This window comes from Microbacterium sp. DMC48, from assembly GCF_056313825.1.
This window is the reverse complement of record NZ_JBQUZN010000003.1, coordinates 265,923-292,145: the sequence shown is the minus strand read 5'-3', so window position 1 is coordinate 292,145 and position 26,223 is coordinate 265,923. Positions and strand designations below refer to the sequence as shown.

Sequence of the window (26,223 nt, the reverse complement as noted above, 5' to 3'; positions counted from 1 at the left end):
TCCAGCGCGGTGTCCTGGCGTGGACGCCGGCGTACGGGATGGTGACGGTGTCGGGCTGGTTCCTGCAGCCGTGGCAGGCGCAGGGTGCGGGCGGCGGGGCGTTGGGTGCGCCGACGGCGGCGGCGGTGTGCACGGCGGTGACGTGTTCGCAGTCGTTCCAGGGCGGTCTGCTGGTCGGTTCGCCGTCGAACGGCGTCGTCGCCGTGACGGGACAGTACCGTGACGTGTGGCTCGCGACGGGCGGCGTCACGGGCTCGCTGGGTCTGCCGCTGGGCAACGACTCGTGTGACGGCAAGAGCTGTTCGCAGGCTTTCCAGCGCGGTGTCCTGGCGTGGACGCCGGCGTACGGGATGGTGACGGTGTCGGGCTGGTTCCTGCAGCCGTGGCAGGCACAGGGTGCGCGCGGCGGGGCGTTGGGTGCGCCGACGGCGGCGGCGGTGTGCACGGCGGTGACGTGTTCGCAGTCGTTCCAGGGCGGCGTGCTCTCGGGGTCTCCCTCCAACGGCGTGATCGCCGTCCTCGGCGAATACCGTGATCTCTGGATGGCGGCGGGTGGTCCCACCGGCACGCTCGGGCGTGTGCTCGCCGCCGCCACCTGCAACGGGAAATGGTGCGGGGTCGACTTCGACAACGGATCCATCGTCTGGTCGCCGGCAACGGGTGCCAACGTCGTGTCGGCGCCGATCTACAGTCGGTGGATCGCGGCCGGCGGAGCGAACGGGCGATACGGACTTCCGTTGCGCGCGGCCAAGAACGTTTCGGGGGGCACGGCTCAGGACTTCCAGTTCGGCACGATCTCGGTGGCGCCGTGACGGTCGGTCGTCGCGAAGAGTCCACGGCGATGGATGCTAATCTGCTGGGGGCGGGGGAGATCGCCGGCACGCGATACCGAACCCGCGGCGTCCTGATCGCCTCCGAGTCCGCTGCACTGCCTGCCGGGGCGGGCTCATCTGAGGCCGGTCGTGCTCCCCGGTGAGAACCCGGCCCCACGTCCCCTCGCCGAGGGTACTGACGAGAGGATTCCAGATGACCGATGACCGTGTGCTGTCCGCGGATGCCGTCGATTCCGTCTCTCTCGAGCGTGCACTCAAGGACGTCGAGGTCGCGAACGCACGGGTCATAGAACTGACTCGCGGCATGCTGGAGCGCGAGAAGCGGATCACGGAACTCGAGGCCGAAGTCGTGCAGCTCAAACTCATGCTCGATCCGCGGCGCAAGATCGAGCATGTGTTCCGCAAGAACCACACCCTCTACGTCATCGGTCGTCGCGCCAAGCGGATGATGGGCCGGTGAGCGCGCCCACGAGGCCGCGCGTCCTCCTAGCGGTCACCTTCTACAACGGCCGCGATTTCGCCGAGCGGACGATGAACTCGATCGCGACCATCGAGCACGATGGCTTCGATCTCGATGTGCTCGTGCTCGACGATGCGAGCCCCGAACCGGGCTTCGGCGACTACCTCGCAGAGCTCTCCGAGCGCACGGGTGCGACCTACTACCGGACCCCGCGCAACCTCGGCATTCCTCGGAACGTCAACCTGGGTCTCACGACGGCGCAGAAGCTGGAATACGACTACGTCGTGATCTCCAACTCCGACGTCATCTACTCCAAGAACTCGGTGAGCGTGCTGCTGGAGGCGCTGCGCGGGCACGACGACGTCGCGTCAGCGACGGCATGGTCGACCAACGTCGAACCGTACTCGTTGCCCTGCGGTGTGGAACTGTATCCGGAGGAGCAGGACGTCGCCGATCTCATCGGAACCGCCCTCCACAACCGTTTCGGGACGGAGGCGATCGACATTCCCGCCGGCATCTCGTTCGCCATGATGGTGCCCGTGCCGCGACTGGAGGTCGTCGGACTCATGGACCCCGTCTTCGGGCGGGGCTACGGTGAGGAGTCGGACTGGTCCGCCCGGGCGACGAGCGCCGGGTACCGGCACCTTCTCGTCCAGGGGGCTTACGTCTACCACGCCGGACGTGGCTCGACTCTCGCGGCCGGGGTGGTGTCGCAGTCCGATATCGCCGACTGGACGAATCAAGCGATCGTGGAGCACCGCTCACCGATGTTCCGTTGGAGCGTCGATGCCTTCATGCGCTCCGGGGTCATGGACGACGCGCGCCCGGAAGCGGTGGCGGCGATCATCGCGCACGCCGCCGCCGTCAACGGCTATGCGCTGGTCAACGGGGCATCCGACTGGGACGACATCGACCCGAAGATGGTGACGGTGACCACGCGGTCCGAAGTCGACGAGATGTGCATGGCACAGTGGTGCGGCTTCACGACGGAGATCGACACCGATCAGATCGATGTCGTCGGCGCGGTGGTCGCCTACTTCGGCGGGCAGCGCCCTGTTGCGACCAACCTCCGCCCGTCGATCTGGGAGGGCGCCGACACGTTCGGCTATCCCGTCGGATTGTGAGCGCGGATTGACGAGTCTCGCTGTCGCGTTCGACACCCGTAACAACTCCATCGGCTTTCTTCGCTGGCTGATGGCCTTCATGGTCATCTTCTCGCACGCGGGACCCGTCGCCGGTCTCTTCGGCGGCGTCGACATCGGCGCCCAGTGGGGAGCGGAGACGTCGTTGGGCGGAGTGGCCGTCACGGGCTTCTTCTTTCTGTCGGGAATGCTCATCACCCGCAGCATGATGAACAGCTCCTCCCCGGTGCGCTTCCTCTGGCATCGCCTCGTCCGTATCTTCCCGGCTTGGTTCCTCGTCCTCGTCATCACCGCATTCGTGTTCGCGCCCCTGGCGTGGTGGCACGAGCGTGGGACCATTCGCGGCTTCTTCTCCGTTGCAACGGACTCGCCGTGGGATTACGTGGCGCGCAACTTCACGTTGATCCTCGGCCAGTGGTCGATCGCCGGTACGGGCTCCGGCGTTCACGCGGTGCTGGAGGGGTACAACACCTGGAACGGCTCCGCATGGACCCTCATGTGGGAGTTCGGCTGCTACCTGGGGGTCCTGGCGCTCGGCGTCGTGGGCGCACTGGCCGGGCGCATCGTGGGTGCGGCCTTCGCGGTGCTGATTCTCGCGCTCAGCATGCTGCAGGCTCTGCACGTCGGCGACCTGGCCTCGACGTTCCAGCTGCTCGGCAACCCGCAGGTTCTGCAACTCGCCGCGCCCTTCGCCTTCGGCACACTGGTCCAGCTCTTCATCGACAAGGTCCCCTTCGATGATCGGCTCGGGATCGGAATGCTCGTTCTGGCAGCGTTGTGCTGGTGGCGCGGTGGATGGTTCGTCGTCGGCCAGTACGCCTTCGCCTACGGCCTGATCTGGTTCGGCAGTCGGGTGAAGGTCCTTGCCAACTGGGACCGGAGGGCGGACCTCTCATACGGCATCTACATCGCGGGGTGGCCCGTCATGTTCCTTGCGGCGGTATTCGGCGTCGAGAAGTGGGGAACGGTGGCATATCTCGCCGTGGTCATTGTGGTCGTGCACCTGTATGCGCTCGCGAGCTACATGCTCATCGAGAAGCCTGCGTTGGACTTGAAGCATTGGATGCCGCGTGGCGTCGCCGTCCTGGGAGGGTGGAAGCCGGTGCCGCCGAAGGCGAGCTCGTCGCGCGTCCCCTCGTGGCTCCGGATGACGCCGCTCGTGCTTCTGCTTCTCGTGACGGGAGCGCTGGTGGTTGTCGGGGCCCTGAGAGGAGCGATCTAGGATTATGGCGGGATCATCGGTCATCATCACCGGTGCGGCCGGCTACGTCGGAAGGCATGTCGTCACTGCGATCGCCGACCTCGGCTTCGAACCGATCGCCGTCGTGCGGCCCGGCTCCGCCGCGGTCATCGACCCCCGGGCACGTGTCTTCGAGGCCGACATCCTCACAGAGGGCGCGGATGTGGTCCGGGCCGTCGGGGTCGGCGACGTCACGGCGGTCATCCACCTCGCGTGGCAGGACGGTTTCGTGCACAACGCGCCGTCCCACATGGCGCAGCTGTCACGCCACTACGCGTTTCTGACGGGGCTCGCCGACGCCGGGGTTGCGCGCATCGCCGCGCTCGGGACAATGCACGAGATCGGCTACTGGGAGGGGCCGGTGACCGCCGACACCCCCACCAATCCGCTCACGCTGTACGGCGTCGCGAAGGATGCCCTGCGACGCTCGACCACCATCGCCATCGGTGAGCGCTCCGAATACGTCTGGCTGCGCGCCTATTACATCCTGGGCGATGATCGACGAAACCGTTCGATCTTCGCCAAACTGCTCGAGGCGGCCGACCGTGGTGAGACGGTCTTCCCGTTCACGACCGGGAAGACCCTGTACGACTTCATCGATGTGGTGGAGCTCGGCCGGCAGATCGCCGTCGCCGCCGTCTCTCCCGGTGTGACCGGGGTCCTGAACGTCGCGAGCGGCGCGCCGGAGTCGCTCGCGAGCCGAGTGGAGAGGTTCATCGCCGATAACGGTCTGGGGCTCTCGCTCGAGTACGGAGCATTTCCCGACCGCCCCTACGATTCCCCCGGCACCTGGGCCGACGCAGCAGCCATATCCGCGCTCATGTCCGCCTCACCCTTCGCTAAGGAGCATTCGTGACCATCGAGTACGGCAAATCGCTCGCCGCCCGCACCACGCCGATACCCGGGCTTCTCCTCGTCGATCTGCCCGTCCACGGCGACAACCGCGGATGGTTCAAGGAGAACTGGCAGCGCGAGAAGATGATGGAGCTGGGTATTCCGGACTTCGGTCCGGTGCAGAACAACATCTCGTTCAATGACGCCATCGGCACGACGCGCGGCATCCATGCGGAACCGTGGGACAAGTTCATCTCGATCGGCTTCGGATCCGTCTTCGGCGCGTGGGTGGATCTTCGCGCCGGTGAGAGCTTCGGCACCGTCTTCACGGCGGAACTCGACCCGTCGACCGCGATCTTCGTTCCGCGCGGCGTGGGCAACTCGTACCAGACTCTCGAGCCCAACACGGTGTACACCTACCTCGTGAACGACCATTGGAGCCCCGAGAAGCTGGGCGAGTACTCCTTCGTGAACCTCGCCGATGAGACCGCCGACATCCCGTGGCCGATTCCGCTCGCGGACGTCGAGTTGTCCGACAAGGATCGACAGCACCCCCGGCTGGGGGAGGTCACGCCCCTCTGAGCGAGATCACCGACGGCGATCTCGAAGAGCGCGCAGGCGGCGCGCGACGGCTCGCACGGGACTCGTCGCCCGCCATGCGCGGCTCTGCTCGATGCGCTGCAGTCGTGACCGGGTCTCCCGCAGTTCCGATCGCGTATCGTCGAGCTCGCGGGCCGTGCCCATCAGATGCTCATACGTCTGGGTGAACTCCATGGCCGCGGCGTCGCGCTCTGCCGTGCGGATGCGGGCCAGGCGGTCCAGCTGCAGGACGTTCCACTCCGTTTCCGCCTTCGGGACCAGCGCCAGATGGAACGAGATCTCCAGGGTCCCCGCCACCGGCGACGACGACATGTACCACGGGTTCGTCGTGAGGAAGGTGTCGACGCCGTCCGCCGATGACGCACCCTCGGGAACGAGCGCTGCGTCGCCGACGTCCGACATCGCGGAGAGCACCGAGATCCGGCTGACCCATCCGTCCAAGGGGTGGAAGCGGACTCTTTCGATGTTCGTGTAGGCGGAGAGATCGAACGTCACTGTCATCCGGTCGTCGCCGAACACATTGTTCGTGGCGTCGATGCGCTGGTCATCCGTGAAGCCGGCTCCGGTGTCGATCAACAGCTTCGATGCCACCATGTCCCCCGGCAGAAGGCGGAGTTCGCGTGCGCGCTGCTCGGCCTCGGCCGCGCGCGTCGCCAGATCGTAGGCGTCCCAGGGCGCGACGCCCTCGGGCACGTGTGCGCGGACGACGGCGAGGACGTCCTCCAGGAAGAGTTCGGTCTTCTCGACGCAGGCGTCCAGGACGTCGTAAGAGCGCGCTCTTCTCGCCGCACCCTCGAGATCCTCGCCCGGGTTCATGAAGGTCGGTGGGTACTCGAACCGGTCGAATTTCGTCGAGAAGCCTCCGGGGCTCAGGCAGGGCTTGCCCATCAAGGTCGCCCAGTAGATCATGTGATAGCTGTTGGACACGACGATCTCGCTCTCACCAATGAAGGTGAGGATCTCCTCCACGGTCGTTTCATTGGAGATCGTGTCATAGCCGGGGAGGTCCAGCGGGAAGTCCTTGTGGTGCGCGATCCCGAACCGCCTGCGGATCTCGTGCGTCGTCCGCAACTGCGGCATCACGCACGTGACATCCGGGAGGTAGGGGATGCCGTGCTCGTTCTCGAAGTCGCGGACCGTGAGGATCGCGAATCGATCGAAGTCGATCGGCGTCCGAAACGAGGAGGACAAGCCGAAGTGCGTGTTGAACCCCGGCGCCCACGCGATGACGGGCGTACCGACGCGAAGCAATCGATTGATCGCGCGGTTCATGAACTCGGTGTGGTCGAACACGCCGCCGCCGCCGAGGATCACGACATCGTCGTGGTGAATGGCGTCCCAGTCGATGTAGCGGATGTCATGCCGTCGGAAGGGGAAAGCGGCGAACCGCTCCACGTAGTGGGTGAGGGGGCTCGCTACGCTGTCCCCGGCGTTGCTGTCGTCGACTCGGCTGACGAAATGCAGCATCCGGCGCCGGGTGGTGGCTGGCGAGAGGGACATCGCCCTAGCCTATCCGTTTCCTGTGCCAGGCATCCGCCCTACCTGCCTGAAGCCGATGCCTCCACGGGGATGCTCAAGAATCCGATGGCGTGCGGGTCGGCTTCGACGTTGAACGACGTCGCCTGCATCACGTTGTGCAGGGTCTGACCCTGATCGTTCAGCAGTGCCGCGTTGACGAAGTACTTTCCACCGCCGAACGCGGGTGCGCGCAGCAGGAAGCGCACCTCCCGCTCTCCGGACAGCGCCTCCTGCGTCACTCCCAGCCAGTCCGTACCCGTGACGTAGACCTTCTGGCCCATCTTGTCGTCGATCTGAATCCGGCAGGACCAGTCGTCGAGGTGGTCGGCAGCGACAGTGACCACGATTTCCAAGTCTTCACCGCGCCGCAGCGGTCCTTCGGAGCGGGAATCGCCCGTACGAGCGACGACCGTCGTGACGGCTGCACCACCTGTCCGCGCGTTTGCTGCATCCGTCGCCCGTTCCTCCAGGCGCCGTTCCTCGAGGAGGTCTCGGAATTTGGCGACCGCGACGGTGGGGTTGCCGTCGTAGACGATCTTCCCGTGATCCAGCAGGACGGAGCGCCCGCACAAGTCCACCACCTGATCCAACGAGTGGCTGACGAGGATGATCGTGCGTCCCTCGTGCTGGAACTGCCGGATGCGGTCCATGCACTTGCGCTGGAAGGCCTCATCCCCGACGGCCAACACCTCGTCAACGAGCAGGATGTCGGGGTCGGTGTGCACCGCCACGGCGAACGCCAGTCGCACATACATGCCCGATGAGTAGAACTTGACCTGCGTATCGATGAAATCGCCGATGTTGGCGAAAGCGACGATGTCGTCGAACTGCGTCTCGGTCTCCTCGCGACTCAGCCCCAGCACCGAGGCGTTGAGGAAGACGTTCTCGCGGCCGGTGAGATCCGGATGGAAACCGGCGCCGAGCTCGAGCAGCGCCGCGAGGCGGCCCCGTTCGCGCACCGTTCCCGACGTCGGTTCGATGATCCCGCCGATCATCTTGAGCAGTGTGCTCTTCCCGGACCCGTTGTGACCGATCAGTCCGATCGTCTCGCCGGCGCGGATGTCGAGTGTCACGTCGTCGAGGGCCCAGAAGCTCTGCCGATGGCGCCTGCCCGCCCTGCCGAGTGTGACGATGCGCTCCTTGATGGAGGAGTCCTTGCGGATGACGAATCGCTTCGAGACGTGCTCGACGGATGCCACCACGGGAGGCGTGACGTCGTCCTGGTCGCGGGATGAGGAAGGCATGGCCGGCTCAGAGCTCCTGGGCGAAGTTGCCCTGCAGGCGAACGAAGGTGCGGTGACAGAAGATGAGGAGTACGAGCCCGATCCCGAGCGCGACGAGGAGGCGCAGCATGAGTTCGCCGGGCCACACGTGCGTTTCACCGGCGACCCAGAACGCACGCTGGAATCCGAGGACGGCGAGCGTCAGCGGGTTGTTGGTGTACACCTCGAGGAGCAGCGGGCTCGAGATCAGGTTGCGCACCATCTCCCACGAGTACACGACCGGGCTCGCCCAGAACAGCAGCATCGTCACGACCTCGACGAGGTACTGCGTGTCGCGCAGGTACACGTTGACCGCGCTGAACAGCAGCCCGAACGCGGTCGCGTAGACGACGAGGACGAGGAGAGCGGGGAAGAAGTAGAGGAACTGGAGGTGCAGCGGCGGCTTCGCCACGAGCAAGGTCGCGCCGAGGAGGATGACCAGCTGAATGCCGAAGTTGAACAACGCCGATCCGACGCTCGAGAGCGGGAAGATCTCTCGCGGCAGGTAGACCTTCTTCACCAGGCCGCCATTGTTCAGGATCGAGCTCGTCGCTCCGGTGATGATCTCCGTGAACAGTCCGATGGCCGACAGGCCGGCGAAGACGTACACTGCGAAATCAGGGATGCTCTTCGCCGCCTGGAGGAACTGCCCCATGACGACGAAGTAGATCGCGAGCTGGATGAGGGGGCGGGCGGTCGACCAGAAGAAGCCGAGGGTCGAGTCCTTATAGCGGGCCTTGAGGTCGCGGCGAATGAGCAGACCGAGCATCTCACGCCGCGACAGCACGTTGCGCAGGGCTCCGACGGATGAGCGGCGGCCGTGGGATCCGCCGACCTCCTCGAGCGGCGTCGCTGCGAGGCGGCGCATCCGCTCGCCAGCATCCCGGTCTGAAGCAAACATCCTTGCGAGTCTACCTGGTGGGGCCTGTGCGCCAGCCTGAGAATGAGGCCGTCCGCGGGTCACTGTCCCTTGCTGGCGTAGAACGCTTCGACGCCGTCCTTCGCCGGTGCCCACCATGCTTCGTTCTGCTGGTACCAGTTGATCGTCGCGGCAAGACCCGCCTCGAAGTCTCGGTACTGCGGAGCCCAGCCCAGCTCGGTGCGCAGCTTCGTGGAGTCGATCGCGTAGCGCAGGTCGTGGCCGGCACGGTCGGTCACATGGTCGTACGCATCCGCGGGCTGACCCATCAGGGTCAGGATCAACTCGACCACGGTCTTGTTGTCCTTCTCCCCATCCGCACCGATCAGGTACGTCTCCCCGATGACACCCTTCTCTAGGATCGTGAGCACCGCACTGGAGTGATCATCGGCGTGGATCCAATCCCGCACGTTCTCACCCGCCCCATACAGCTTCGGACGGATCCCACGGATCACGTTCGTGATCTGACGCGGAATGAACTTCTCGACATGCTGATACGGGCCGTAATTGTTCGAACAGTTGCTGATGGTCGCCTGCACACCGAAGGAACGCACCCACGCGCGCACGAGAAGATCCGAACCCGCCTTCGTCGACGAGTACGGCGACGAGGGGTTGTACGGGGTGTTCTCCGTGAACCGTTCCGGATCATCCAGCTCCAGGTCCCCGTACACCTCATCGGTGGAGATGTGATGCAACCGTCTCCCTTGCTTACGCGCCGCCTCCAGCAACGTGTACGTGCCGATGATGTTGGTATCCAGGAACGGTCGCGGATCGTTCAGACTGTTGTCGTTATGCGATTCCGCGGCGTAATGCACCACTGCATCCGCCTCCGCGAACAACCCATCCACCAGGGCAGCGTCGGCAATGTCACCCTGAACAAACCGGAACCGGTCCTCCGGCAACCCCTCAAGGGAGGCCAGATTGCCCGCATACGTGAGTTTGTCCAGCACCGTCACATGATCATCCGTGTGGGAGAGGACATGGTGGACGAAGTTCGAACCGATGAAACCGGCACCACCGGTCACCAGGAGTTTGCGCGCCATCAGAGTCCTCGTTCCAGAATGCTGAGCAGGTAGGTGCCGTAGCCTGATTTCACGAGCTTCTGCGCCCGCTCGTTCAACTGCGCGTCGGACAGGAACCCCTGCCGCCACGCGACCTCCTCCGGTACCCCGATCCGCAAACCGGTGCGGCGCTCGATCGTCCGCACGTAGTCTGCGGCATCCGTCATCTGGTCGAAGGTGCCCGTGTCCAGCCACGCGGTTCCGCGCGGCAGCACCTCGACCTGCAACTTTCCCGCCTCCAGGTAGGCCTTGTTGATGTCGGTGATCTCGTACTCGCCGCGCGCCGACGGCCGCAGGTTCCGGGCGATGTCCACGACGTCGTTGTCGTAGAAGTAGAGACCCGGTACCGCGTAGTTGCTGCGCGGCGCGACGGGCTTCTCCTCCAACGAGACGGCTCTGCCTTCGGCGTCGAACTCGACGACACCGTACGCGGAGGGCTCGGCGACCCAGTAGGCGAAGACGGCGCCGCCGTCGACGTCCGTGTACCGCTTGAGCTGGGTGCCCAGTCCGGGGCCGTAGAGGAGGTTGTCGCCGAGGACGAGCGCGACCTTGTCGGTGCCGATGAAGTCGGCGCCGATCGTGAACGCCTGGGCGAGGCCGTCGGGCGACGGCTGCTGAGCGAAGGAGATGTTCACCCCGAACTGGGAACCGTCGCCCAGGAGCCGCTCGAAGAAGGGCGCGTCATGGGGGGTGGTCACGACGAGGATGTCCCGGATGCCCGCGAGCATCAGCGTCGACAGCGGGTAGTAGATCATCGGCTTGTCGTACACAGGAACCAGCTGCTTCGACACCCCGAGGGTGATGGGGTGCAGCCGGGTGCCGGAGCCGCCCGCCAGGATAATGCCCTTCATGGTCTCCCATCCTGCCAGACGGCGGTCGTCTCTCTCCGCAGAACCTGCGGACGCGGCGCGCGTCGGTGTTCTTCCAGGCCGCACGATTAGTGTGGATGGGATCCGCGAGAATCGAGCGGACACGACTCCCGAGGACTTCACCCCGTGACCTGGCTTTTGCTCGCTGTTGCCGTGCTCGCTGCCCTCGCCGTCCTCGCCGTCGTCGGCGGCGTGCTCTCCTGGGCGGTGGGCCTGCGCGGACTGTGGGCGTGTGCCGCGGCTCCGGCATTCGCCCTGACGGCGATCGCGCTCGCCTCCGTCACCGCGCCGTGGGTCGAGTTGGTCTGGTCGCCCGTCCCCCTCATCCTGCTCACTGCGATTCTGGCCGTTGCACTGACGCTGATCCGCCGGAGGTGGGTGCGACCGTCGACGGAGGCGGGGGGTTCGCGCCCCGACTTCTGGGTGCTGGCCGCGATCGTGCTGGGCAGCGGCTTTCTCGTCTGGCGGGTCTGCGTCGCGATCGGGGAGCCGACCAACTTCTCGCAGACCTTCGACAACATCTTCCATCTCAACGGTGTCCGATATGTCCTGGACACGGGAAACGCTTCGTCGTTCAACCTCGGACGGATGACGAACCCGGGGGGCACGCTGCCGTTCTATCCGGCGGCGTGGCACGCTCTCGTCTCGCTCGTGATCACGCTGACCGGTGTGGCCATCCCGATCGGAGTGAACGCCGTCACCCTGGTCGTCTCGGCCGTCATCTGGCCGCTCGGCGCCCTCCTGCTCACCCGCACGCTCCTGGGGACGGGGCGGGTGCTGTCTGTCGCCGCGGTGGTCGCCGCCGTGGGGGTGCCCGCCTTCCCCTTCCTGTTGATGGACTACGGCGTCCTCTTCCCCTTCCAGCTGGGTCTCGCTCTCGTGCCGGTGGCGCTCGCGGCGGCCGTGCAGGCCCTCGGCTTCGGTGCGCGGACGACGATGCCGCGGACCTGGTGGTCGCTCATCTTCCTCGGCACGCTCCCGGGGCTGTCACTGGCGCACCCCGGTGCGTTCGTCGTCGTCCTGGCGCTGACCCTGCCCATGGTCACCCTCTTCGCGTGGCGGCTCTCCCGGCGGACCGCGGGGCGTCGGCGCATCCTGGTCGTGCTCGGCTTCGTGGCCTATGCAGGCGTCGGTCTCCTGCTGCTCAAGGTGCTGCGACCGCCGGCAGACGCCCGTGGATGGCCCCCGACGCTGTCGATCCCGGATGCCGTCGGCCAAGTGCTGACGGCATCGATGTGGTACGCGTCGCCCTCCGTCGTCGTGGCGGTCGCGGTGCTCGCCGGGATCGTCGCCACGGCCGTGTCGCGCCGTCCGGAGGCTTTCGTCGCGCTGTCGATGTACGTGGTCGCGGCCGGGCTGTTCGTCGTGGTTTCATCGTTCACCTATCAACCGCTGCGAGACGTCCTTACAGGGAGCTGGTACAACAACATCCCGCGTCTCGCCGCGATCGTTCCGATGACGATGGTGCCGCTGGCGGCCCTCGGCACGGAGTGGGTCTGGAGGATGCTCAAGCGGCTGGCCGATGCCTCGGGGGTGCGCGTCGGACGCGCCGTGCGCGCCGTGGGGAGCGTGGCGGGCGTCGCCGCGATCGCCCTGGTCCTCACGGGCCCCGTCGCGACGGTCTCTTCCTTCGTCAACACCGTGTACCGCATCGCGCCCGACTCCCTGCTGATCAGTTCGGACGAGTACGCGCTTCTCGAGCGGCTCGGCGACCGGGTGCCGGAGGGGGCGGTGATCGCAGGAAACCCCTGGACCGGCACCGCGCTCGCCTACGCGCTCGCGGGGCGTCAGGTGCTGCAGCCGCACACACTGTCCGAGGTGTCCCCGGACATCCGCACGATCCAGGACGGTCTCCGTTCGGCTCGCGCGGGCGACGCCGTCTGCGCGGCCCTCGATCGCACGCACACGCGCTTCGTGCTGGATTTCGGTACCCGCGAGATCCTTCCGGGAACGCACAGCTACCCCGGGTTCGAGGATCTCGCCACGTCGCCCGCGGTGCGTCTGGTCGACGAGCAAGGTGACGCGCGTCTCTACGAGATCGTGGCGTGCGAGGGACAGGAGGGCCCGTGAGGTCCGTGGATAGAATCGCGGGTATGGGCTCGACCGAGGGACGCGTGCTCGTCATTGTGCCAGCATGGAATGAAGCTCGAAGCGTCGGCCCCACCGTGCGCGAGATCCGCGCGAGCGACACGTCGTTCGATGTCGCCGTCATCGATGACGGGTCGACCGACGACACGGCCGCGCAGGCGCGAGCCGCGGGAGCGACGGTGCTGACTCTTCCCTTCAACCTCGGGGTGGGCGGTGCGATGCGCACCGGCTTCACCTACGCGCAGCGCCGGGGCTACGCGCGCGCCATTCAGGTCGACGCCGACGGGCAGCACAATCCCGCCGACATCGCCCGGGTGCTGCAGGGACTGGAGCACGCGGACATCTCCATCGGCGCGCGGTTCGCCGACGTCGGTGACTACCAGGTGCGCGGCCCGCGGCGCTGGGCGATGATCGTCCTCGCGCGCGTCGTGTCCGGGGTGGCGAAGACCCGACTCACGGACGTCACGAGCGGTTTCCGTGCCGCGAACGCGCGCGCCATCGATCAATACGTGAAGTACTACCCCGCGGAGTACCTCGGCGACACGCTCGACTCGCTGGTGGCGGCCTGTCACGCGGGGCTGACGGTCACGCAGGTGCCCGTCGCCATGAGGCCCCGAGCTCATGGAACTCCGAGCCAGGGGCCCATCGGGGCCAGCATGTACCTGTTGCGGTCGGTGTTCGCGCTCGCGTTGGCGATCACACGCCGTCCGTCGCCGACGCGAGGTCGTCCCGTCGGGGAGGCTGCGGCATGATCGTGCTCGTCGGGATCGTCCTCGCCGTCCTCATCCTCGTCATCGTGGTGTGGATGCTGCTCGCTCGTCGTCTGCGTGAGAAGTATGCGGCGATGTGGCTGGTGATCGGTTTCGCCGTCCTCATCCTCGGCGTCTTCCCCCAGCTGCTCCTGGGGCTTGCGGGCGTGCTCGGAGTCCAGGTGCCGGCGAACCTCATCTTCGCGCTCGGCATCGTCCTTCTCCTCGGTGTCTCGCTCCACCTGTCGTGGGAGCTGTCTCAGGCCGAGGACGAGATCCGTCGGCTCGCCGAGGAAGCCGCCATCGCCCGCGCCGAGATCCAGGGCCTCGCCGCGCGCCTCGCTCTCCTCGAGCGTGAACGCGCCGACCTCGGGACACGGGGCGACGGGTCGGCCGCCGCGGCGAGGGACGACGAATCACCCGGTCCGGGTGATCGTCGGGGCCTCGACGGCTCGACTACTTGAGGAGCTTCCGGCGAGCCATCTCCTCGAGCGACTGCTCGTAGGCGTCGTCCGTCGTCGGTTCTGCACGAACCCAGTCGACGAAGCGGCGGACACCGTCGGCGAAGGGCACGGACGGTGTGAAACCGAGCCGGTCTCGTAGAGCGCTCGTGTCGGCCACGTTGTGGCGGATGTCGCCGAGTCGGTAGTTCCCGGACACCCGCACCGGCACCTCCGTGCCGAACGCGGAGAACAGGGCATGAACGACGTCGATCACGGTCGTCGCCACCCCGGAGCCGACGTTGTAGATGCCTCCGGCCGCGTCGGCGTGCGTGGCGGCGAGGAAGGTCGCCTCCACGACGTCGTCGATGTACACGAAGTCGCGGCTCTCCGCACCGTCCTCGAAGATGTTGATCTCCTTGCCCTGTCTGATGAGGGTCGAGAAGATCGAGAGGATGCCGGTGTAGGGGTTGGTCAGTGACTGGCCGGGGCCGTACACGTTCTGATAGCGCACCGACACCGGCTCGATCCCGAGCGTGGGCGCGACGGTCATGACCAGCGATTCCTGCATCTGCTTCGTGATGCCGTACACGCTCGACGGGTGCAGACGCGCGTTCTCGTCCGTCGGGACCATGCGCAGAGGACCTTCGCCGGCCAGGTGCACCTCGAAGTCGCCCGCCGCCATATCGACCTCGGCGCGGTGCGGCGGATAGACCACGCGCCCGTCCTGTGTCAGGTACGAGCCCTCGCCGTACACCGAGCGGGACGAGGCGATGACGATGCGCCGCACATCGTGCGGTTCGTTGGCGAGAAGGTCGAGGAGTTTCGCGGTCCCGCCGACGTTGGCGTCGACGTAGCGGTCGATCTCGTACATCGACTGTCCGGTGCCGGTCTCAGCGGCGAGGTGGACCACGATCGTCGCACCACGCAGAGCGTCGCGCAGATCCTCGATCGAGGTGACCGATCCACGGCGAACCTCCGCGACACCGTCCAGCGAGCGCAGCAGCGGCGAGGTGATCTCCGGATCCGGCCCATGCACCTGCTCGATGAGCGAGTCGAGCACCGTGACGGTGCAACCGGCCTCCACGAAGGAGCGTGCCAGATGCGAACCGATGAAACCGGCGCCGCCGGTGATGAGGACGTGGTCGGGCATGTGTGGTTCTCCTGGGCGAAGACGGATGCCGCCGAGCGGCGCGGGAGCGGCGTCGGCTCGATACGCGAACACGTGCGCGAATCTCGATTGTATCGTCACCGCTAGATCGTCACCGCTAGATCGTCACCGCGTCGCGGGCCCGAGCCCTCCCTACCCGTTCGCGAGGCGGCGAGATGTCGCCGGCTACGCGAAGACGTGGCGAAGGTAGCGCCGTGCTTGTGAACCTCGTCCGCGGGCGAGCGCCGCCGCGGCCGACACGAGGGCGTTCAGCCGCGGGATGAGTCGCGCCCGTGCGGTCCGCGCGGCGCCGTGCCATCCCCGTGCGGCGAACCGGCGCGCATACGCATCGAGCAGCATCGCTTCCTGGGTGAAGCGCACGTCCCCGTGAGTCCCCGCCGCGGACGCCGACGCCGCGTGCCGCCGATATCGGAACACCAGGTCGTCGGCGATGAGCATCCGCCCGCCGTCCAGCGCGATGTCCAGCAGCAGGGAGAGGTCCAGAGCGATCGCGAACCTGGTGTCGAACCCGATCCGCCGTGCCGTCGAGGTGCGCCAGAGGAGGGACGGGAAGTAGGCCCAATCCGCCCGCGCGAGAGACTTGGCCATCGCTTCTGCCTCGATGACGACGGATGCGCCGCGCGTACGTGGGCGCAGCGCAGCCTTCACGACGTCACCCAGGGGCCGGCTGGGCCGGCCGCCGGCATCGATGACCTCCACGCCGAGCTGGATGATGTCGACACCGGGATGAGCGTGCAGTTGTCGTGACATCGTTTCCAGGTACCCGGGCAGCATGATGTCGTCGCCGCCCATCATGACGAACCAATCCGCCTCCGCGAGCTCCAGACAGCGCGAGAAGTTGCCGGCGACGCCGAGGTTGCGGTCGTTGCGCACGTACTCGATGCGCGGGTCGCCCAGCGACAACAACCAGTCCCGCGGTTCCAGGGAGGGGTAGTGGTCGTCGACGCACAGGAGGCGGAAGTCGCCGTGCGATTGGGTGAGGACGCTGCGCACCGCTTCTTCGAACTGATCCGACGGCCCGTAGAACGGCAGGAGGATGTCGAACTCAGCCACGGCGGGACCTCGCCGGGGGGTGTCCGGTCCGTCCGCGATGGCCGTCGCGCCACCCGCGCCACGCATCGAGCACATCCGGGTGGCGGCCGTGCAGCACGCGGAAGGCGCTCTCCTCAGCGACGCGGCGTGCCACGCCCAGCGCCGAGCGCCATCCGGGAATGCCGGCGCGGCGTGCGAAGAGCACCATGTTGCGGATGCCGAGATACATCGGATGCGCTCCGGGATCCTGGGCGGCGAGCGCCGACGGCACCACGACGGTCTGGCGCCCCGCACGCCGCATCCGCCACGCCGTGTCAACGTCTTCGAAGTAGAGGAAATAGCGCTCGTCGAGCCAATCGATGAGATCGAGCGCATCGGTCCGGTACATGACAATCGCGCCGTCCACCCAGTCCACCGGGTAGGGCGCGTCCGCGGCTGGAGCCACGGTGTTCCATGCCCGCCCGGTGCGCGTGAGCCGCCCGCCCGCCGAGAAGACGGTCGACGGGTTCGACGCCCGGCGCAGCAACGGTCCTGCGGCGCCGACCGCTGGCGAGGCCGCCGCGACCAGCAGTTCGGCCGCGAGCTCCGGCGAGAACTCCGCGTCGTGCGTGAGAACGAGCAGCCGAGCGATGCCGGCGGCACGCACGAACGGGCGAGATTCATTGACCGCCGCGGAGTAGCCGGGATTGTCCGGTCGTCGGATGAGGTGCGTGTGCAGGGCCAGAGGGCTCTCGTGAAGCACGTCCTCGTCGAGGTCGCCGGCATTGTCGACGACGATGACGAGCTCGGGCGGGACCGTCTGCTCCGCCAGCTTCGCCAGCACCGAACGCAGGAGATCGGGGCGTCGGTAGCTGATGACGATCGTCGCGTACTGTTCCATAAAGTGGTCGCTGTCGGAGCGCGTCGTGGGAGAGGTGAAGCGTGGTGTCGGAGTCGAGCGAGGCGCAGCCTCCGCGTCTTGCGAGCTTGACGAAGTATATCCCGTACCCGGGTATCGCCCATGCCGGAGGCCGCTACGTCGGTGCGCATTACCGCGCCCTCGCGTCAGAGTGGGCGATCGATGCGACCGCTCCGCTGACGACGGACAACGCGGACGCGTCTCGACGCGTCGAGGACGTCGCATCGGTGGCTCTGATTCGCGGCAGTGGACTGTTCGCCGGAGGCCGGCTGAAGCCCGTCGCCGACGTCGAGGCCGCCTGGGCGGGAAGCGTGGTCACGCGAAACGTGCGCAACGAGTTCCGCCGAGCGGATGCCGCGGTGTGGGATCGGCTGCACCGGGCCGATGTCATCGAGTTTCAGTGGTCGGAGATGTTCGCCCTCGCCGAGCCGGTACGGCGCCGGATGCCCGAGGGGTTCCTGGTGGGGATCGCGCACGACGTGATCACGCAGCGCTGGGAGCGCGCCGCAGGGGCCACACGAGCTCCGCTGAGCAGTGCGTACCGGGTCGCAGCCGCCCGCAGCAGAGGCCGCGAGCAGCTGTCGCTGGCGCAGCTGGACGTGGTGATCGTCTTCAGTCAGAAGGACGCCGATCTGGCCCGCGAGCTCTCACCGGGCACTCCCGTGGAGATCGTTCTCCCGGGCCTGGGTCCGGAAGAGACCGCTCCAGTCCGCGCGCCGCAGGCGGCGGAGCCGATCGTGCTGTTCACCGGGGCGCTCAACCGCGCGGACAATCATGACGGCATCGAGTGGTTCCTGCAACGGGTGTGGCCCGCGGTGCTGCGTGCCGTGCCGTCTGCGCGGCTCGTCATCGCGGGCGCGCACCCGCGGCCGGGGCTTGAGCGCATGGTCGCGCGCGCGGATCGAGCAGTGCTCACGGGGTATCTCGAGTCGCTCGAGCCGTCCTATGCCGAGGCGTCGGTGTTCATTGCCCCGCTGTTCACCGGCGCCGGTGTGAAGTTCAAGACGATCGACGCGATGGTGCGGGGAGTGCCCGTCGTGGCGACGCCCGTGGGCGCGGAGGGCATCGGCGACGCGGACCTGTTCGCCGGGCTGACGGACGATGCCGACGAGTTCGCCGCATCCGTCGTGGGCGCCCTCGCAGCGAACGGCTCGGCCCGCACACGTCGTGCGCAGCAGTGGGCGGAGAGCCGCTACGGAGTGACCGCGTTCGAACGACGCCTCCGCGGCCTGTACGCAGGGTTCCCACGAACACCCTGATCTACGATGAAAATCCCGCTCCTTTCCAGTGAGAGCGGCCGAGGAGTCCTGTGTCCCACTTCGTCATCGCCGTCATCCCCGTGTTCCACGCGCCGCCGGCCCTCGCTGCCCGCGTGACCGCCCTCCGGGAGCAGGTCGATGCGGTCGTCCTGGTGGATGACGGGACCCATTCGACGGCGGCGCTCGGCCTCGAGCTCCCCTCGTTGCACATCGTCGAGATCGCCGAGAACTCGGGCATCGGCAACGCTCTGAACGAGGGGGTGCAGCGCGCACGCGAGCTCGGTGCCACCCACGTGCTCACCCTCGATCAGGACTCGTCCGCCCCGGCCGGGTACGTCGAGGGCGCACTGCGCATCCTCGCGGCATCAGCGGCGTCCGGGGTTGAGGTCGCGGCCGTCGTGCCCGAGTTCGTCGGCGGCCAGCGCGTCCTGCTGCGTGATGGGTTCGCTTTCGATCCCATCCAGGCCGGTCAGCTGATCCCGATCTCGGTCCTCGACGAGGTCGGACCGTACCGCTCCGATCTGTTCATCGACGCGGTCGACTCCGAGTTCTCCATCCGGGCTGAGGAGCACGGCCTGCGTTTCGTGGTGGCAGCGGGTGCGCAGATCGCCCACGAACTGGGTGAGCTGGTGCCCCTGACGGTCTTCGGCCGTCACCTCGTGATCGCCGGGAAGCCCCGACACGTCCTGTATCATGCTCCGTTCCGCACCTACTACATGGTGCGCAACAGCACCATCCTCGTCCGCGTGTTCGGTCGCCGCCGCCGGCGCTGGATGCTGTTCCGCACCCGCAAGATGGCGGAGATGGTGGTCGGATGCGTTGTGCTGTCGCCGGATCGCGGCGCGCAGTGGCGGGCTGCCGTAGCGGGGCTCTCCGACGGGCTGCGCGGCGTGACGGGTCGCGTCAGCGAGGAGCGGCTGCGTGCCATCCGGGGGAGCCGGCGACGCCGATGAGGCGCCTGTTTCGCCACGAGCTGCTGCGCCGGAGCGCTCTGTTCTCCCTCTCGATCGTCGCTTCGACGCTCGTCGGGGTCTTCTCGCTACCCGTCCTGATCGCTACCGTCGGCGCCGAGCAGTGGGGGCATCTCGCCGTCATGCAGGCCATCACCCAGTTCGCGTCGGTGATCGTCGCCTTCGGCTGGGGGGCGACGGGCCCGAGCATGGTGTCGGCTATCGCACCCGAGGAGCGCAAGGCGGTGTTCATGCAGTCGTTCTCCGTCCGCGGGACGCTGTTCGCGGTGGTGCTCGTGCCTACCGTGATCCTCTGCGCTCAGCTCACGGGCCAGTCGTGGATCAACGCGGTGCTCGCCGCCGGAACCTACACGTTCGCCGGACTGAGTGCCGCCTGGTATTTCGTGGGCACGAATCGGCCGATCCCGCTCTTCCTCCTCGACGCGACGCCCTCCATCGTGGGTCAGGTGCTCGGCCTGGTCGCCGTCTTGATCACCGGAGATCTGACCGCGTACCTCGCTTGCACCGCGGCGCTGACCGCCGTCGGAGTGGCGGCATCCATGGTCTACGTCGTCACCCGTCCCCAGGACGGCCCGCGTCGGGCCGCGCGCCCGACTCCGTGGCGCGAGATCCTGCGCTCCCAGTCCGCAGGAGTGTCGAGCACGATCTCGGCCAGCATGTGGACGGCTGCGCCGACGGTGCTCGTTCAGGCCTTCGCGCCCGCCGCCGTTCCGGTCTTCGCCATGATCGATCGGCTGATGAAATACGGAGTCCTCGCCCTCGCCCCGATCCTGCAGGCCATTCAGGGGTGGGTGCCGGAATCCGGGCGAGCGACCGTGGGCGCCCGAGCGGTGACCGGAGTGAAGGTCGCAACCGGAGTCGGCCTCCTCGGGGGCGTGGCTTTGGCGGCATTGTCGACCCCGGTGTCGTCGCTGCTGAGCCTGGGCGAAGCCGTGGTGCCGTGGACGGTCGCCGTCATCGCCGGCGCCGCCTTCGCCTTCGAATGCGTGGCTCAGATCGCCGGTCTCTCGGGCCTCGTCGCGCTCGGAGGCTCTCGCCAGTTGGCGCTCTCGTCGATCGCGTCCGCGGTGGTCGGTATCCCCGTCATCGCGGCGCTGGTGATCTGGCTCGGACTCTACGGTGCCATCCTCGGCATCCTGATCGTCGCCGCGGCACTCGCCGTCTATCGGGCGGTGCACGTCCGACGATACGCAAGACGGTACGTCTGAGGTCACCGGTCGGCTCGGTACCCTGGGAAAGTGAGCGCCATCGCGCTCGGGATTGGATGTCATGGATCTTCTCATCGTCGGTTCCGGCTTCTTCGGCCTCACGATCGCCGAGCGTGCCGCTGCCGCTGGCCGTAAGGTCACGGTCATCGATCGCCGCCACCACATCGGGGGGAACGCGTACAGCGAGGACGAGGCGACGACGGGCATCGAGGTGCACCGCTACGGAGCGCACCTGTTCCACACGTCGAACGCGACGGTGTGGGAGTACGTGAACCGGTTCACGACGTTCACGGACTACGTCCACCGCGTGTACACGAACCACAAGGGGGTCGTGTTCCCGTTGCCGATCAACCTGGGCACGATCAACCAGTTCTTCCAGGCGGCGCACACGCCGGACGAGGCACGGGCGCTCGTCCACGAGCTGGCGGGGGAGTTCGACCCGAAGTCGGCGCAGAATCTCGAGGAGCGCGGGATCGGCCTGATCGGCCGGCCGCTGTACGAGGCGTTCATCCGGGACTACACGGCCAAGCAGTGGCAGACCGACCCGAAGGAGCTTCCGGCGGACATCATCAGCCGACTCCCGGTTCGGTACACCTACGACAACCGGTACTTCAACGACACGTGGGAGGGCTTGCCGACCGACGGGTACACCGCCTGGTTGGAGCGGATGGCGGACCACCCCAACATCGAGGTCAAGCTGTCGACGGACTACTTCGACGAGACGCAGCCGCTCAACAGGACAGCGACTGTCGGTCAGCTGCCTGTCGTCTACACCGGGCCCGTCGATCGCTACTTCGACTATGCCGAGGGAGAGCTCTCGTGGCGCACCCTCGATTTCGAAGAAGAGGTGCTCGAGGTCGGCGACTTCCAGGGCACGAGCGTCATGAATTACGCCGATGCGCACGTGCCCTACACGCGCATCCACGAGTTCAAGCACTTCCACCCGGAGCGTGCCGACCGCTACCCGACCGACAAGACCGTCATCATGCGAGAGTTCTCCCGCTTCGCGACGCGCGACGACGAGCCGTACTACCCGGTCAATACCCCTGACGACCGCGCCGGGCTCCTCGCCTATCGCGAACTCGCGAAGGGTGAGAAGGACGTGCACTTCGGCGGACGACTCGGCACGTACCAGTACCTCGACATGCACATGGCGATCGGTTCTGCGCTGTCGCTGTGGAACAACCACCTCGCCTGACGGCGACGTCGCCTGGCGCCTCGAGCGAGCGAGCCGTGCTCAGCGGCCCGCGCCGCCGTCGAGGTCGAACGTCCGGCGCCACGCCGACTCCGCGGTCAGCTCCGGCAACGCTCGGCGGTACTCGTCGGACAGCCGGTCCCATCGCCGACGCAACGTGCGGTGCAGACGGATGCTGTCGATGAGCATCCGACGGAACTGTGCGCGGTCGCGGGTGTACACGTTCTTTCCCGATCCGTCCGCCGCGTTGACAAGGGCGCTGTCGAACACCGGGACGCGCCACCAGTCCGCGTCGTCCTTGCCAAACTCGACCTCCGGCTGCGCCACGTTCTCGGGACGCGGCGCGTGCAGCCAATGTGCAGCGAGTGTCGACGCCGTGAACCAGCGCAGCCGTAGGCCGGTGGGATTGCCGAGCTGATGGCGTTTGCGCTGAGGGAACACCAGGCGTCCGCGCCGTGATCGCAAGGGAGTGTCGGTATCGCGGTGGACGACGGTCTCGGGAAACCCCGCCGACAACGCGCGGGCCTGCGGCATGGCGGTCGCCAGGTTCGCTCTCATGTGCGCGGGACCGGAGAGAACGTCGCGCAACGCCCGGTGCCGCAGGGCCACGGGGTAGTACTGCATCATCATGAGGTGCTTCAGATCGAGGCGGCGGCTGTGCTTGAGCAGGGTTCCCCCCTGTGGCGCGCGAGAGTGCAACAACCCGGCGACGATGCGGTTGCGCGCATGGAAATACGCCTGCCAGTCGATCGAGTCGTCCTTGCCCACCCACGACACATGCCACAGCGCGACACCCGGCACCGACACCGTCGGGAAGCCGGCCTCGCGCGCGCGCAGCGAGTACTCGGCGTCGTCCCACTTGATGAACGCGGGGAGGGCCAAGCCGACCTCGCGGATGATGTCCGTCGGGATCAGACACATCCACCAGCCGTTGTAGTCCGCATCGAGACGGGAGTGCAGCGAGGGGGACTGGCGGAGGTTGGCGACCGAGAAGTCGTGCGGCATCCGCTCCTGGTTGAGCGTGCGCCACATGAACGGCATCTCGTCGACGACCTCTGCCCACGCGTGCAGCTTGGGGCGATCGAGGAGGTCGAACATGTGGGCGCCGACGATGGTCGGAATCGTGGCAAAACGAGCGAACATGATCGAGCGTCGGATCGACTCCGGCTCGATGCGGACGTCGTCGTCCAACAGCTGCACGAAGTCGCTCTCGGGCCGCTGGAGGGTCTCGGTCATCGCGCGCGCGAAGCCCCCCGAGCCTCCGAGGTTCGGCTGCGTCACAATCTGCAGAGTGTCGCCGAGCGCTCCCGAGACTTCTTCGTAGCCGGTTTCCGCCGTCACCAGACGGTCGCCTTGATCGATCACGAATACGCGGTCCAGAAGCGGAAGCACCTCGGGACTGGTTGCCAGTGCGCGAAGGGTACCGATGCAGTAATCGGGCTTGTTGTAGGTGGTGATACCGATGCTCGCCTTGCCTCGTCGGCGCGGTTCCGTCTCGGTCGACCAGGTCGCACCCTCGAAGATGGCGGACTTCTCGTCGGCGGCGACGTCGAACCAGATCCACCCGCCGTCGCTGTACTGATTGAGCGTGAGCTCGAACGTTGCGGTGGACTCGCCGTCCACTTCGCGAGTGTCGATGCGCTGTCGCACACCGCTGCCCGTCGAACGGTAGACGAGGATCGTCGCGGGCCCGTTCGTGCGAACGGTGAGCGTGACATCGCGCACGGTCGTCCAGTGCTGCCAGTACGAGGCGGGGAACGCATTGAAATAGGTGCCGAACGAGACGCGACGACCCGCGACGATGCGTGCGGTGGTGCGCCCGAGGATGTTGCCGAGCTGCGCACGGCTGGACACGCGTACGGGCTCCTCATCGATCGAGGTCCAGGTCTCGGGGTCGACGTAGAGCGGCAGCAGATCGGGATCGCGCTCGGTGGGAAGGACGGTGTTCTGCAGAATGTGAGTCACGAGAGGCTCCGAGCGTTGCCAGCGGATGGAGGGGGGTCAGGATGCCGCGCCCGCGCCGACCAGCGGCGGCATGGGCTTCCACGCGGCATCCCGCGAGATCTTGCGTCCGTCGCGCAGGCCTCGGAACAGGTTCGAGGTGCCTCGCACGGTGCGCTCGACCAAGAGCAGCCGGATGAGCTCCTTGCCGAACGTGAGCGCGGTGCCGAAGCCGAACAGCACGGGGTTGTAGACGCCCAGGCTACGGTAATAGCGCTTGATGATCGCGCGGTTGCGCATGATGTAGTACCGGTACGCGTTGCTCGACGCGTTCATGTGCCGGATGCCCATGTCCCACTGCTTGATCTCGCGCGTGCGGCGGAGCACGAACTCGTTCACGATCACCGAGGTAGTCAGCCGCGATGCAAGCCACCCGTAGGTCTGGTCGTCCCAGTAGATGAAGAAGCGGGGATCGGGCAGGCCGATCTGCCCGACGATGTCGCGGTGGATGAACATGCCCTCGAAGCAGCCCGAGTTCATCTCCTTGTAGCCCGACTCGTCGAACCCGCTCGGTGCATACGGGATCGGGATCGCGAGCGGCTCCGCAACGCGGTACTGCCAGTAGAACTCGCTGCCGTCGAAGTCGTAGCGCCGCCCCTGGATCGACTTGAACCGCGGCGCCCAGGCGCCCATCTTCGCGAGACCGTCGGGCAGCACCTCGACGTCGTCGTCCATGAGCCAGATCCACGTCGAGCCGAGTTCGTACGCCACCCGCATGCCCTCGCTGAATCCGCCGGAGCCCCCAGTGTTCTCGTCGAGTCGGCGGTAGACCAGCTCGGTGCCCAGCCGCTCGCGGAAGGACTCGACGACGGCGGTGGTGTCATCGGTCGACGCGTTGTCGACGATCACGACGTGGCCGGGCTTCGGATCCATCGCGGTGATGCTCTCGAGCAGCTTCGTCAGAAGGCCGGACCGGTTGTAGGTGACGATCGCGATCGTCGCGCTGGCGGGCGAGAACGTCTGGTTCGAGGCCGCGTCGGGGCGCGCAGAAATAGAGGCCATAGCGCGAGAAGTCTAACCCGGCGCCCTGCGCATCACCCGTGCCGTCCGCCCGCGCACTCAGCGCGGCACGCGCTCCGTCTCGCCCTGCTCGCCGACCAGCCGTTCTTCCGAGGCTCCGCGTCCCAGCAGGGGTGCCTGCTTGATCTTGAACGCGAGCATGACGATCAGCAACCACCCGCCGCCGACGGTCGGACCGGAGTCAGCCACGCCCTGCACGAGCAGGATCGCTCCGGTCAGCGTCGGCACGAGCGTCACGGGGGAGTAGGGCCGGTCGGCGACGAGGTCCCAGCGGGGGCGGTCGACGGCGAAGAACCAGGAGCGCCACACGTAGGCGAAGAAGGTCAGGGCGAGCAGCGCCATCCCGACGATCCCGAGCTGGAGGAGGACGTCGAGCCACACGCTGTGGGCCTGCGTGAGGGCAGAGTCGATGCCGGGGACCCAGGGCGCGGATGCCGCGTCCAGCGGCGGCCACGGCGTTGCGAAACCCCACCCTTGCACCGGACGCTCGAGCGCCTTCGCCGCGATCAGGGCCCACGTCCCTTCGCGCCCGTCGAGGTCGGTGCTGCGCCCGAGGAACGAGAAGATCTGACCGCGCCCGAGCCAGACGGCCAGAATGCCGGCCGCGGCGATCACGGCGTAGACGACGTAATACCGGGTGCGCTCGCCGGCGCGCTTCGTGGTGCGCATCACCAGCACCGTCGCGAGCACGAGGACGACCGCCGCCGCTCCGAGCCAGCCGAGGGCGGACCCCGCACGGAAGAAGAGGAAGGCCGACAGCGCGAACCACCCGACCAGCAGCGTGCGCCGTGGCGCACGCGAAGCGAAGCGGACGGCGAAGACGACCATGCCCAGCAGTGCAAGAAAGGCCAGCGCCGTGGCATCCCCGACGATGCCCTGGATGCGCCCACCGCTCATCAGCTGATCGCGTGACCAGACGACGGCCCCGTCGGCGACCACGCCGTCGGGCCTTGCGAAGCCCGGAAGCAGTACGCCGTGCCAGACGAGGGACACCCAGAGCTCGAACAGCAGCGACAACCCGAGCACCCACTTGAGCGCCGAGGCCATCGCGCGCACCAGCTCACGCCACGTCAGCACCGCTCCGACGAAGAGGGCCTGAATCGTCGTCACCAGCAGGAGGACGAGCGTCGCGGCCGTCGCCGCGAGATGCGTCGTCCACAGCAGCGAGCACACCGCCCACAGGACATAGGCGAGAGCGAACCACGGCAGTCGACGCCACTGCACCGGGGGACGCGAGAGCGCCCACACCGACGCCGAGACGACCCCGGCGACGACGACCGCGACGGCGGTGGCGGGGATGCCGAGCGCCAGCGGCCACGCGGATCCGGCGAGGGCCGCGGCGAGGACGAAGATGCACCACCCCCGCAGCAGCAGGTGGCCCGACGTCGCGCGGATCGGCGCGGTCGGCGGCGCCGCGACCGGATGCTTCGTGTGGACGGCCATGGTGAGATCA

At 67.2% G+C, this 26,223-nt stretch carries 23 protein-coding genes and 1 pseudogene; 13 read left to right on the top strand and 11 right to left on the bottom strand.

Annotation, left to right across the window (positions count from 1 at the left end; genetic code table 11):
* From ACT53O_RS01400 to ACT53O_RS01375, 6 genes and pseudogenes are all read left to right on the top strand, one after another.
* Positions 1-812 (top strand): LGFP repeat-containing protein (locus tag ACT53O_RS01400; protein WP_476151063.1); only part of this gene is annotated, 812 nt, incomplete at its 5' end.
* A 214-nt stretch (positions 813-1,026) separates the two neighbouring features.
* On the top strand, positions 1,027-1,293 hold the full coding sequence (locus ACT53O_RS01395) for a hypothetical protein (protein ID WP_060960953.1): 267 nt from the start codon (positions 1,027-1,029) through the stop codon (positions 1,291-1,293).
* A complete protein-coding gene (locus ACT53O_RS01390) occupies positions 1,290-2,417 on the top strand; it encodes a glycosyltransferase family 2 protein (protein ID WP_476151061.1) in 1,128 nt (375 codons plus the stop codon). Before ACT53O_RS01395 ends, ACT53O_RS01390 begins: the two co-directional genes overlap by 4 nt.
* 7 nt (positions 2,418-2,424) lie before the next feature.
* Positions 2,425-3,657, top strand: a complete 1,233-nt coding sequence (locus tag ACT53O_RS01385; RefSeq protein ID WP_476151059.1) for an acyltransferase family protein — start codon at positions 2,425-2,427, stop codon at positions 3,655-3,657.
* Positions 3,658-3,661: 4 nt separating this feature from the next.
* The gene (locus ACT53O_RS01380) at positions 3,662-4,531 is read left to right on the top strand and encodes an NAD-dependent epimerase/dehydratase family protein (RefSeq protein ID WP_294981451.1); all 870 of its coding nucleotides are present in this window, start codon (positions 3,662-3,664) and stop codon (positions 4,529-4,531) included.
* A pseudogene (locus ACT53O_RS01375) lies at positions 4,528-5,088 on the top strand (dTDP-4-dehydrorhamnose 3,5-epimerase family protein); the annotation flags it as partial. The gene ACT53O_RS01380 and the pseudogene ACT53O_RS01375, both read left to right, overlap by 4 nt.
* A 9-nt stretch (positions 5,089-5,097) precedes the next feature.
* Here the strand turns inward: ACT53O_RS01375 and ACT53O_RS01370 are convergent.
* Genes ACT53O_RS01370 through rfbA form a run of 5 tightly spaced genes read right to left on the bottom strand, consistent with a single transcriptional unit; the run spans position 5,098 to position 10,720 of the window.
* Positions 5,098-6,609 (bottom strand): polysaccharide pyruvyl transferase family protein, encoded by a 1,512-nt coding sequence (locus tag ACT53O_RS01370; RefSeq protein WP_476151057.1) that lies wholly within the window; start codon positions 6,607-6,609, stop codon positions 5,098-5,100.
* Positions 6,610-6,647: 38 nt separating this feature from the next.
* Positions 6,648-7,871, bottom strand: coding sequence for an ABC transporter ATP-binding protein (locus ACT53O_RS01365; RefSeq protein ID WP_294981456.1), 1,224 nt, complete (start codon positions 7,869-7,871; stop codon positions 6,648-6,650).
* 7 nt (positions 7,872-7,878) lie between these two features.
* Positions 7,879-8,790, bottom strand: a complete 912-nt coding sequence (locus ACT53O_RS01360) for an ABC transporter permease (protein WP_294981459.1) — start codon at positions 8,788-8,790, stop codon at positions 7,879-7,881.
* 59 nt (positions 8,791-8,849) lie between these two features.
* Positions 8,850-9,851: a dTDP-glucose 4,6-dehydratase gene (gene rfbB, locus ACT53O_RS01355; RefSeq protein WP_476151054.1), complete on the bottom strand. Its 1,002-nt coding sequence runs from the start codon at positions 9,849-9,851 to the stop codon at positions 8,850-8,852.
* Positions 9,851-10,720, bottom strand: a complete 870-nt coding sequence (rfbA, locus tag ACT53O_RS01350; protein ID WP_294981464.1) for a glucose-1-phosphate thymidylyltransferase RfbA — start codon at positions 10,718-10,720, stop codon at positions 9,851-9,853. Before rfbA ends, rfbB begins: the two co-directional genes overlap by 1 nt.
* Before the next feature lie 144 nt (positions 10,721-10,864).
* Here rfbA and ACT53O_RS01345 point away from each other — a divergent pair, with 144 nt between their 5' ends.
* Genes ACT53O_RS01345 through ACT53O_RS01335 form a run of 3 tightly spaced genes read left to right on the top strand, consistent with a single transcriptional unit; the run spans position 10,865 to position 14,039 of the window.
* Positions 10,865-12,808 carry a DUF6541 family protein gene (locus tag ACT53O_RS01345; RefSeq protein ID WP_294981467.1) on the top strand — a complete coding sequence of 648 codons (1,944 nt, stop codon included), beginning with the start codon at positions 10,865-10,867 and terminating at the stop codon, positions 12,806-12,808.
* Between the two features lie 23 nt (positions 12,809-12,831).
* A complete protein-coding gene (locus ACT53O_RS01340) occupies positions 12,832-13,578 on the top strand; it encodes a glycosyltransferase family 2 protein (protein ID WP_060960942.1) in 747 nt (248 codons plus the stop codon).
* Positions 13,575-14,039, top strand: a complete 465-nt coding sequence (locus tag ACT53O_RS01335) for a DUF2304 domain-containing protein (RefSeq protein WP_060960941.1) — start codon at positions 13,575-13,577, stop codon at positions 14,037-14,039. The genes ACT53O_RS01340 and ACT53O_RS01335 overlap by 4 nt, the downstream gene beginning before the upstream one ends.
* Here ACT53O_RS01335 and ACT53O_RS01330 read toward each other — a convergent pair.
* The 3 genes from ACT53O_RS01330 to ACT53O_RS01320 form a co-directional block, all read right to left on the bottom strand.
* On the bottom strand, positions 14,032-15,168 hold the full coding sequence (locus tag ACT53O_RS01330; RefSeq protein ID WP_294981471.1) for an NAD-dependent epimerase/dehydratase family protein: 1,137 nt from the start codon (positions 15,166-15,168) through the stop codon (positions 14,032-14,034). The two genes, ACT53O_RS01335 and ACT53O_RS01330, sit on opposite strands and share 8 nt — an antisense overlap.
* A 183-nt stretch (positions 15,169-15,351) precedes the next feature.
* Positions 15,352-16,239, bottom strand: a complete 888-nt coding sequence (locus tag ACT53O_RS01325) for a glycosyltransferase family 2 protein (RefSeq protein WP_476151051.1) — start codon at positions 16,237-16,239, stop codon at positions 15,352-15,354.
* Positions 16,232-17,098 (bottom strand): glycosyltransferase family 2 protein, encoded by an 867-nt coding sequence (locus ACT53O_RS01320; protein WP_476151049.1) that lies wholly within the window; start codon positions 17,096-17,098, stop codon positions 16,232-16,234. Before ACT53O_RS01320 ends, ACT53O_RS01325 begins: the two co-directional genes overlap by 8 nt.
* A gap of 86 nt (positions 17,099-17,184) precedes the next feature.
* On the opposite strand from ACT53O_RS01320, the gene ACT53O_RS01315 reads away from it, so the two are divergent.
* The 4 genes from ACT53O_RS01315 (at position 17,185) to glf (ending at position 21,752) form a co-directional block, all read left to right on the top strand.
* Positions 17,185-18,375 carry a glycosyltransferase gene (locus ACT53O_RS01315; RefSeq protein ID WP_476151047.1) on the top strand — a complete coding sequence of 397 codons (1,191 nt, stop codon included), beginning with the start codon at positions 17,185-17,187 and terminating at the stop codon, positions 18,373-18,375.
* A gap of 50 nt (positions 18,376-18,425) precedes the next feature.
* Positions 18,426-19,328, top strand: a complete 903-nt coding sequence (locus ACT53O_RS01310; RefSeq protein WP_294981352.1) for a glycosyltransferase — start codon at positions 18,426-18,428, stop codon at positions 19,326-19,328.
* Positions 19,325-20,554, top strand: coding sequence for a lipopolysaccharide biosynthesis protein (locus ACT53O_RS01305; protein WP_294981354.1), 1,230 nt, complete (start codon positions 19,325-19,327; stop codon positions 20,552-20,554). The genes ACT53O_RS01310 and ACT53O_RS01305 overlap by 4 nt, the downstream gene beginning before the upstream one ends.
* A 61-nt stretch (positions 20,555-20,615) precedes the next feature.
* Entirely contained in the window at positions 20,616-21,752 is a 1,137-nt protein-coding gene (glf, locus tag ACT53O_RS01300; RefSeq protein ID WP_294981357.1) for a UDP-galactopyranose mutase, read from the top strand.
* Between the two features lie 39 nt (positions 21,753-21,791).
* Here glf and ACT53O_RS01295 read toward each other — a convergent pair whose 3' ends face one another.
* Genes ACT53O_RS01295 through ACT53O_RS01285 form a run of 3 tightly spaced genes read right to left on the bottom strand, consistent with a single transcriptional unit; the run spans position 21,792 to position 26,213 of the window.
* Complete coding sequence (locus ACT53O_RS01295; RefSeq protein WP_294981360.1) at positions 21,792-23,714, bottom strand: glycosyltransferase; 1,923 nt, start codon at positions 23,712-23,714, stop codon at positions 21,792-21,794.
* Positions 23,715-23,750: 36 nt separating this feature from the next.
* Positions 23,751-24,752: a glycosyltransferase family 2 protein gene (locus tag ACT53O_RS01290; protein ID WP_476151045.1), complete on the bottom strand. Its 1,002-nt coding sequence runs from the start codon at positions 24,750-24,752 to the stop codon at positions 23,751-23,753.
* A 57-nt stretch (positions 24,753-24,809) separates the two neighbouring features.
* Positions 24,810-26,213, bottom strand: a complete 1,404-nt coding sequence (locus ACT53O_RS01285) for an O-antigen ligase family protein (RefSeq protein ID WP_378794450.1) — start codon at positions 26,211-26,213, stop codon at positions 24,810-24,812.
* Positions 26,214-26,223: the final 10 nt, after the last annotated feature.

Coding starts and splice junctions, on each gene's coding strand:
- ACT53O_RS01395 (WP_060960953.1), top strand. CDS start 1,027: ATGACCGATGACCGTGTGCTGTCCGCGGATGCCGTCGATTCCGTCTCT.
- ACT53O_RS01380 (WP_294981451.1), top strand. CDS start 3,662: ATGGCGGGATCATCGGTCATCATCACCGGTGCGGCCGGCTACGTCGGA.
- ACT53O_RS01370 (WP_476151057.1), bottom strand. CDS start 6,609: ATGTCCCTCTCGCCAGCCACCACCCGGCGCCGGATGCTGCATTTCGTC.
- ACT53O_RS01365 (WP_294981456.1), bottom strand. CDS start 7,871: ATGCCTTCCTCATCCCGCGACCAGGACGACGTCACGCCTCCCGTGGTG.
- ACT53O_RS01360 (WP_294981459.1), bottom strand. CDS start 8,790: ATGTTTGCTTCAGACCGGGATGCTGGCGAGCGGATGCGCCGCCTCGCA.
- rfbB (WP_476151054.1), bottom strand. CDS start 9,851: ATGGCGCGCAAACTCCTGGTGACCGGTGGTGCCGGTTTCATCGGTTCG.
- rfbA (WP_294981464.1), bottom strand. CDS start 10,720: ATGAAGGGCATTATCCTGGCGGGCGGCTCCGGCACCCGGCTGCACCCC.
- ACT53O_RS01340 (WP_060960942.1), top strand. CDS start 12,832: ATGGGCTCGACCGAGGGACGCGTGCTCGTCATTGTGCCAGCATGGAAT.
- ACT53O_RS01335 (WP_060960941.1), top strand. CDS start 13,575: ATGATCGTGCTCGTCGGGATCGTCCTCGCCGTCCTCATCCTCGTCATC.
- ACT53O_RS01330 (WP_294981471.1), bottom strand. CDS start 15,168: ATGCCCGACCACGTCCTCATCACCGGCGGCGCCGGTTTCATCGGTTCG.
- ACT53O_RS01320 (WP_476151049.1), bottom strand. CDS start 17,098: ATGGAACAGTACGCGACGATCGTCATCAGCTACCGACGCCCCGATCTC.
- ACT53O_RS01305 (WP_294981354.1), top strand. CDS start 19,325: ATGAGGCGCCTGTTTCGCCACGAGCTGCTGCGCCGGAGCGCTCTGTTC.
- glf (WP_294981357.1), top strand. CDS start 20,616: ATGGATCTTCTCATCGTCGGTTCCGGCTTCTTCGGCCTCACGATCGCC.
- ACT53O_RS01290 (WP_476151045.1), bottom strand. CDS start 24,752: ATGGCCTCTATTTCTGCGCGCCCCGACGCGGCCTCGAACCAGACGTTC.
- ACT53O_RS01285 (WP_378794450.1), bottom strand. CDS start 26,213: ATGGCCGTCCACACGAAGCATCCGGTCGCGGCGCCGCCGACCGCGCCG.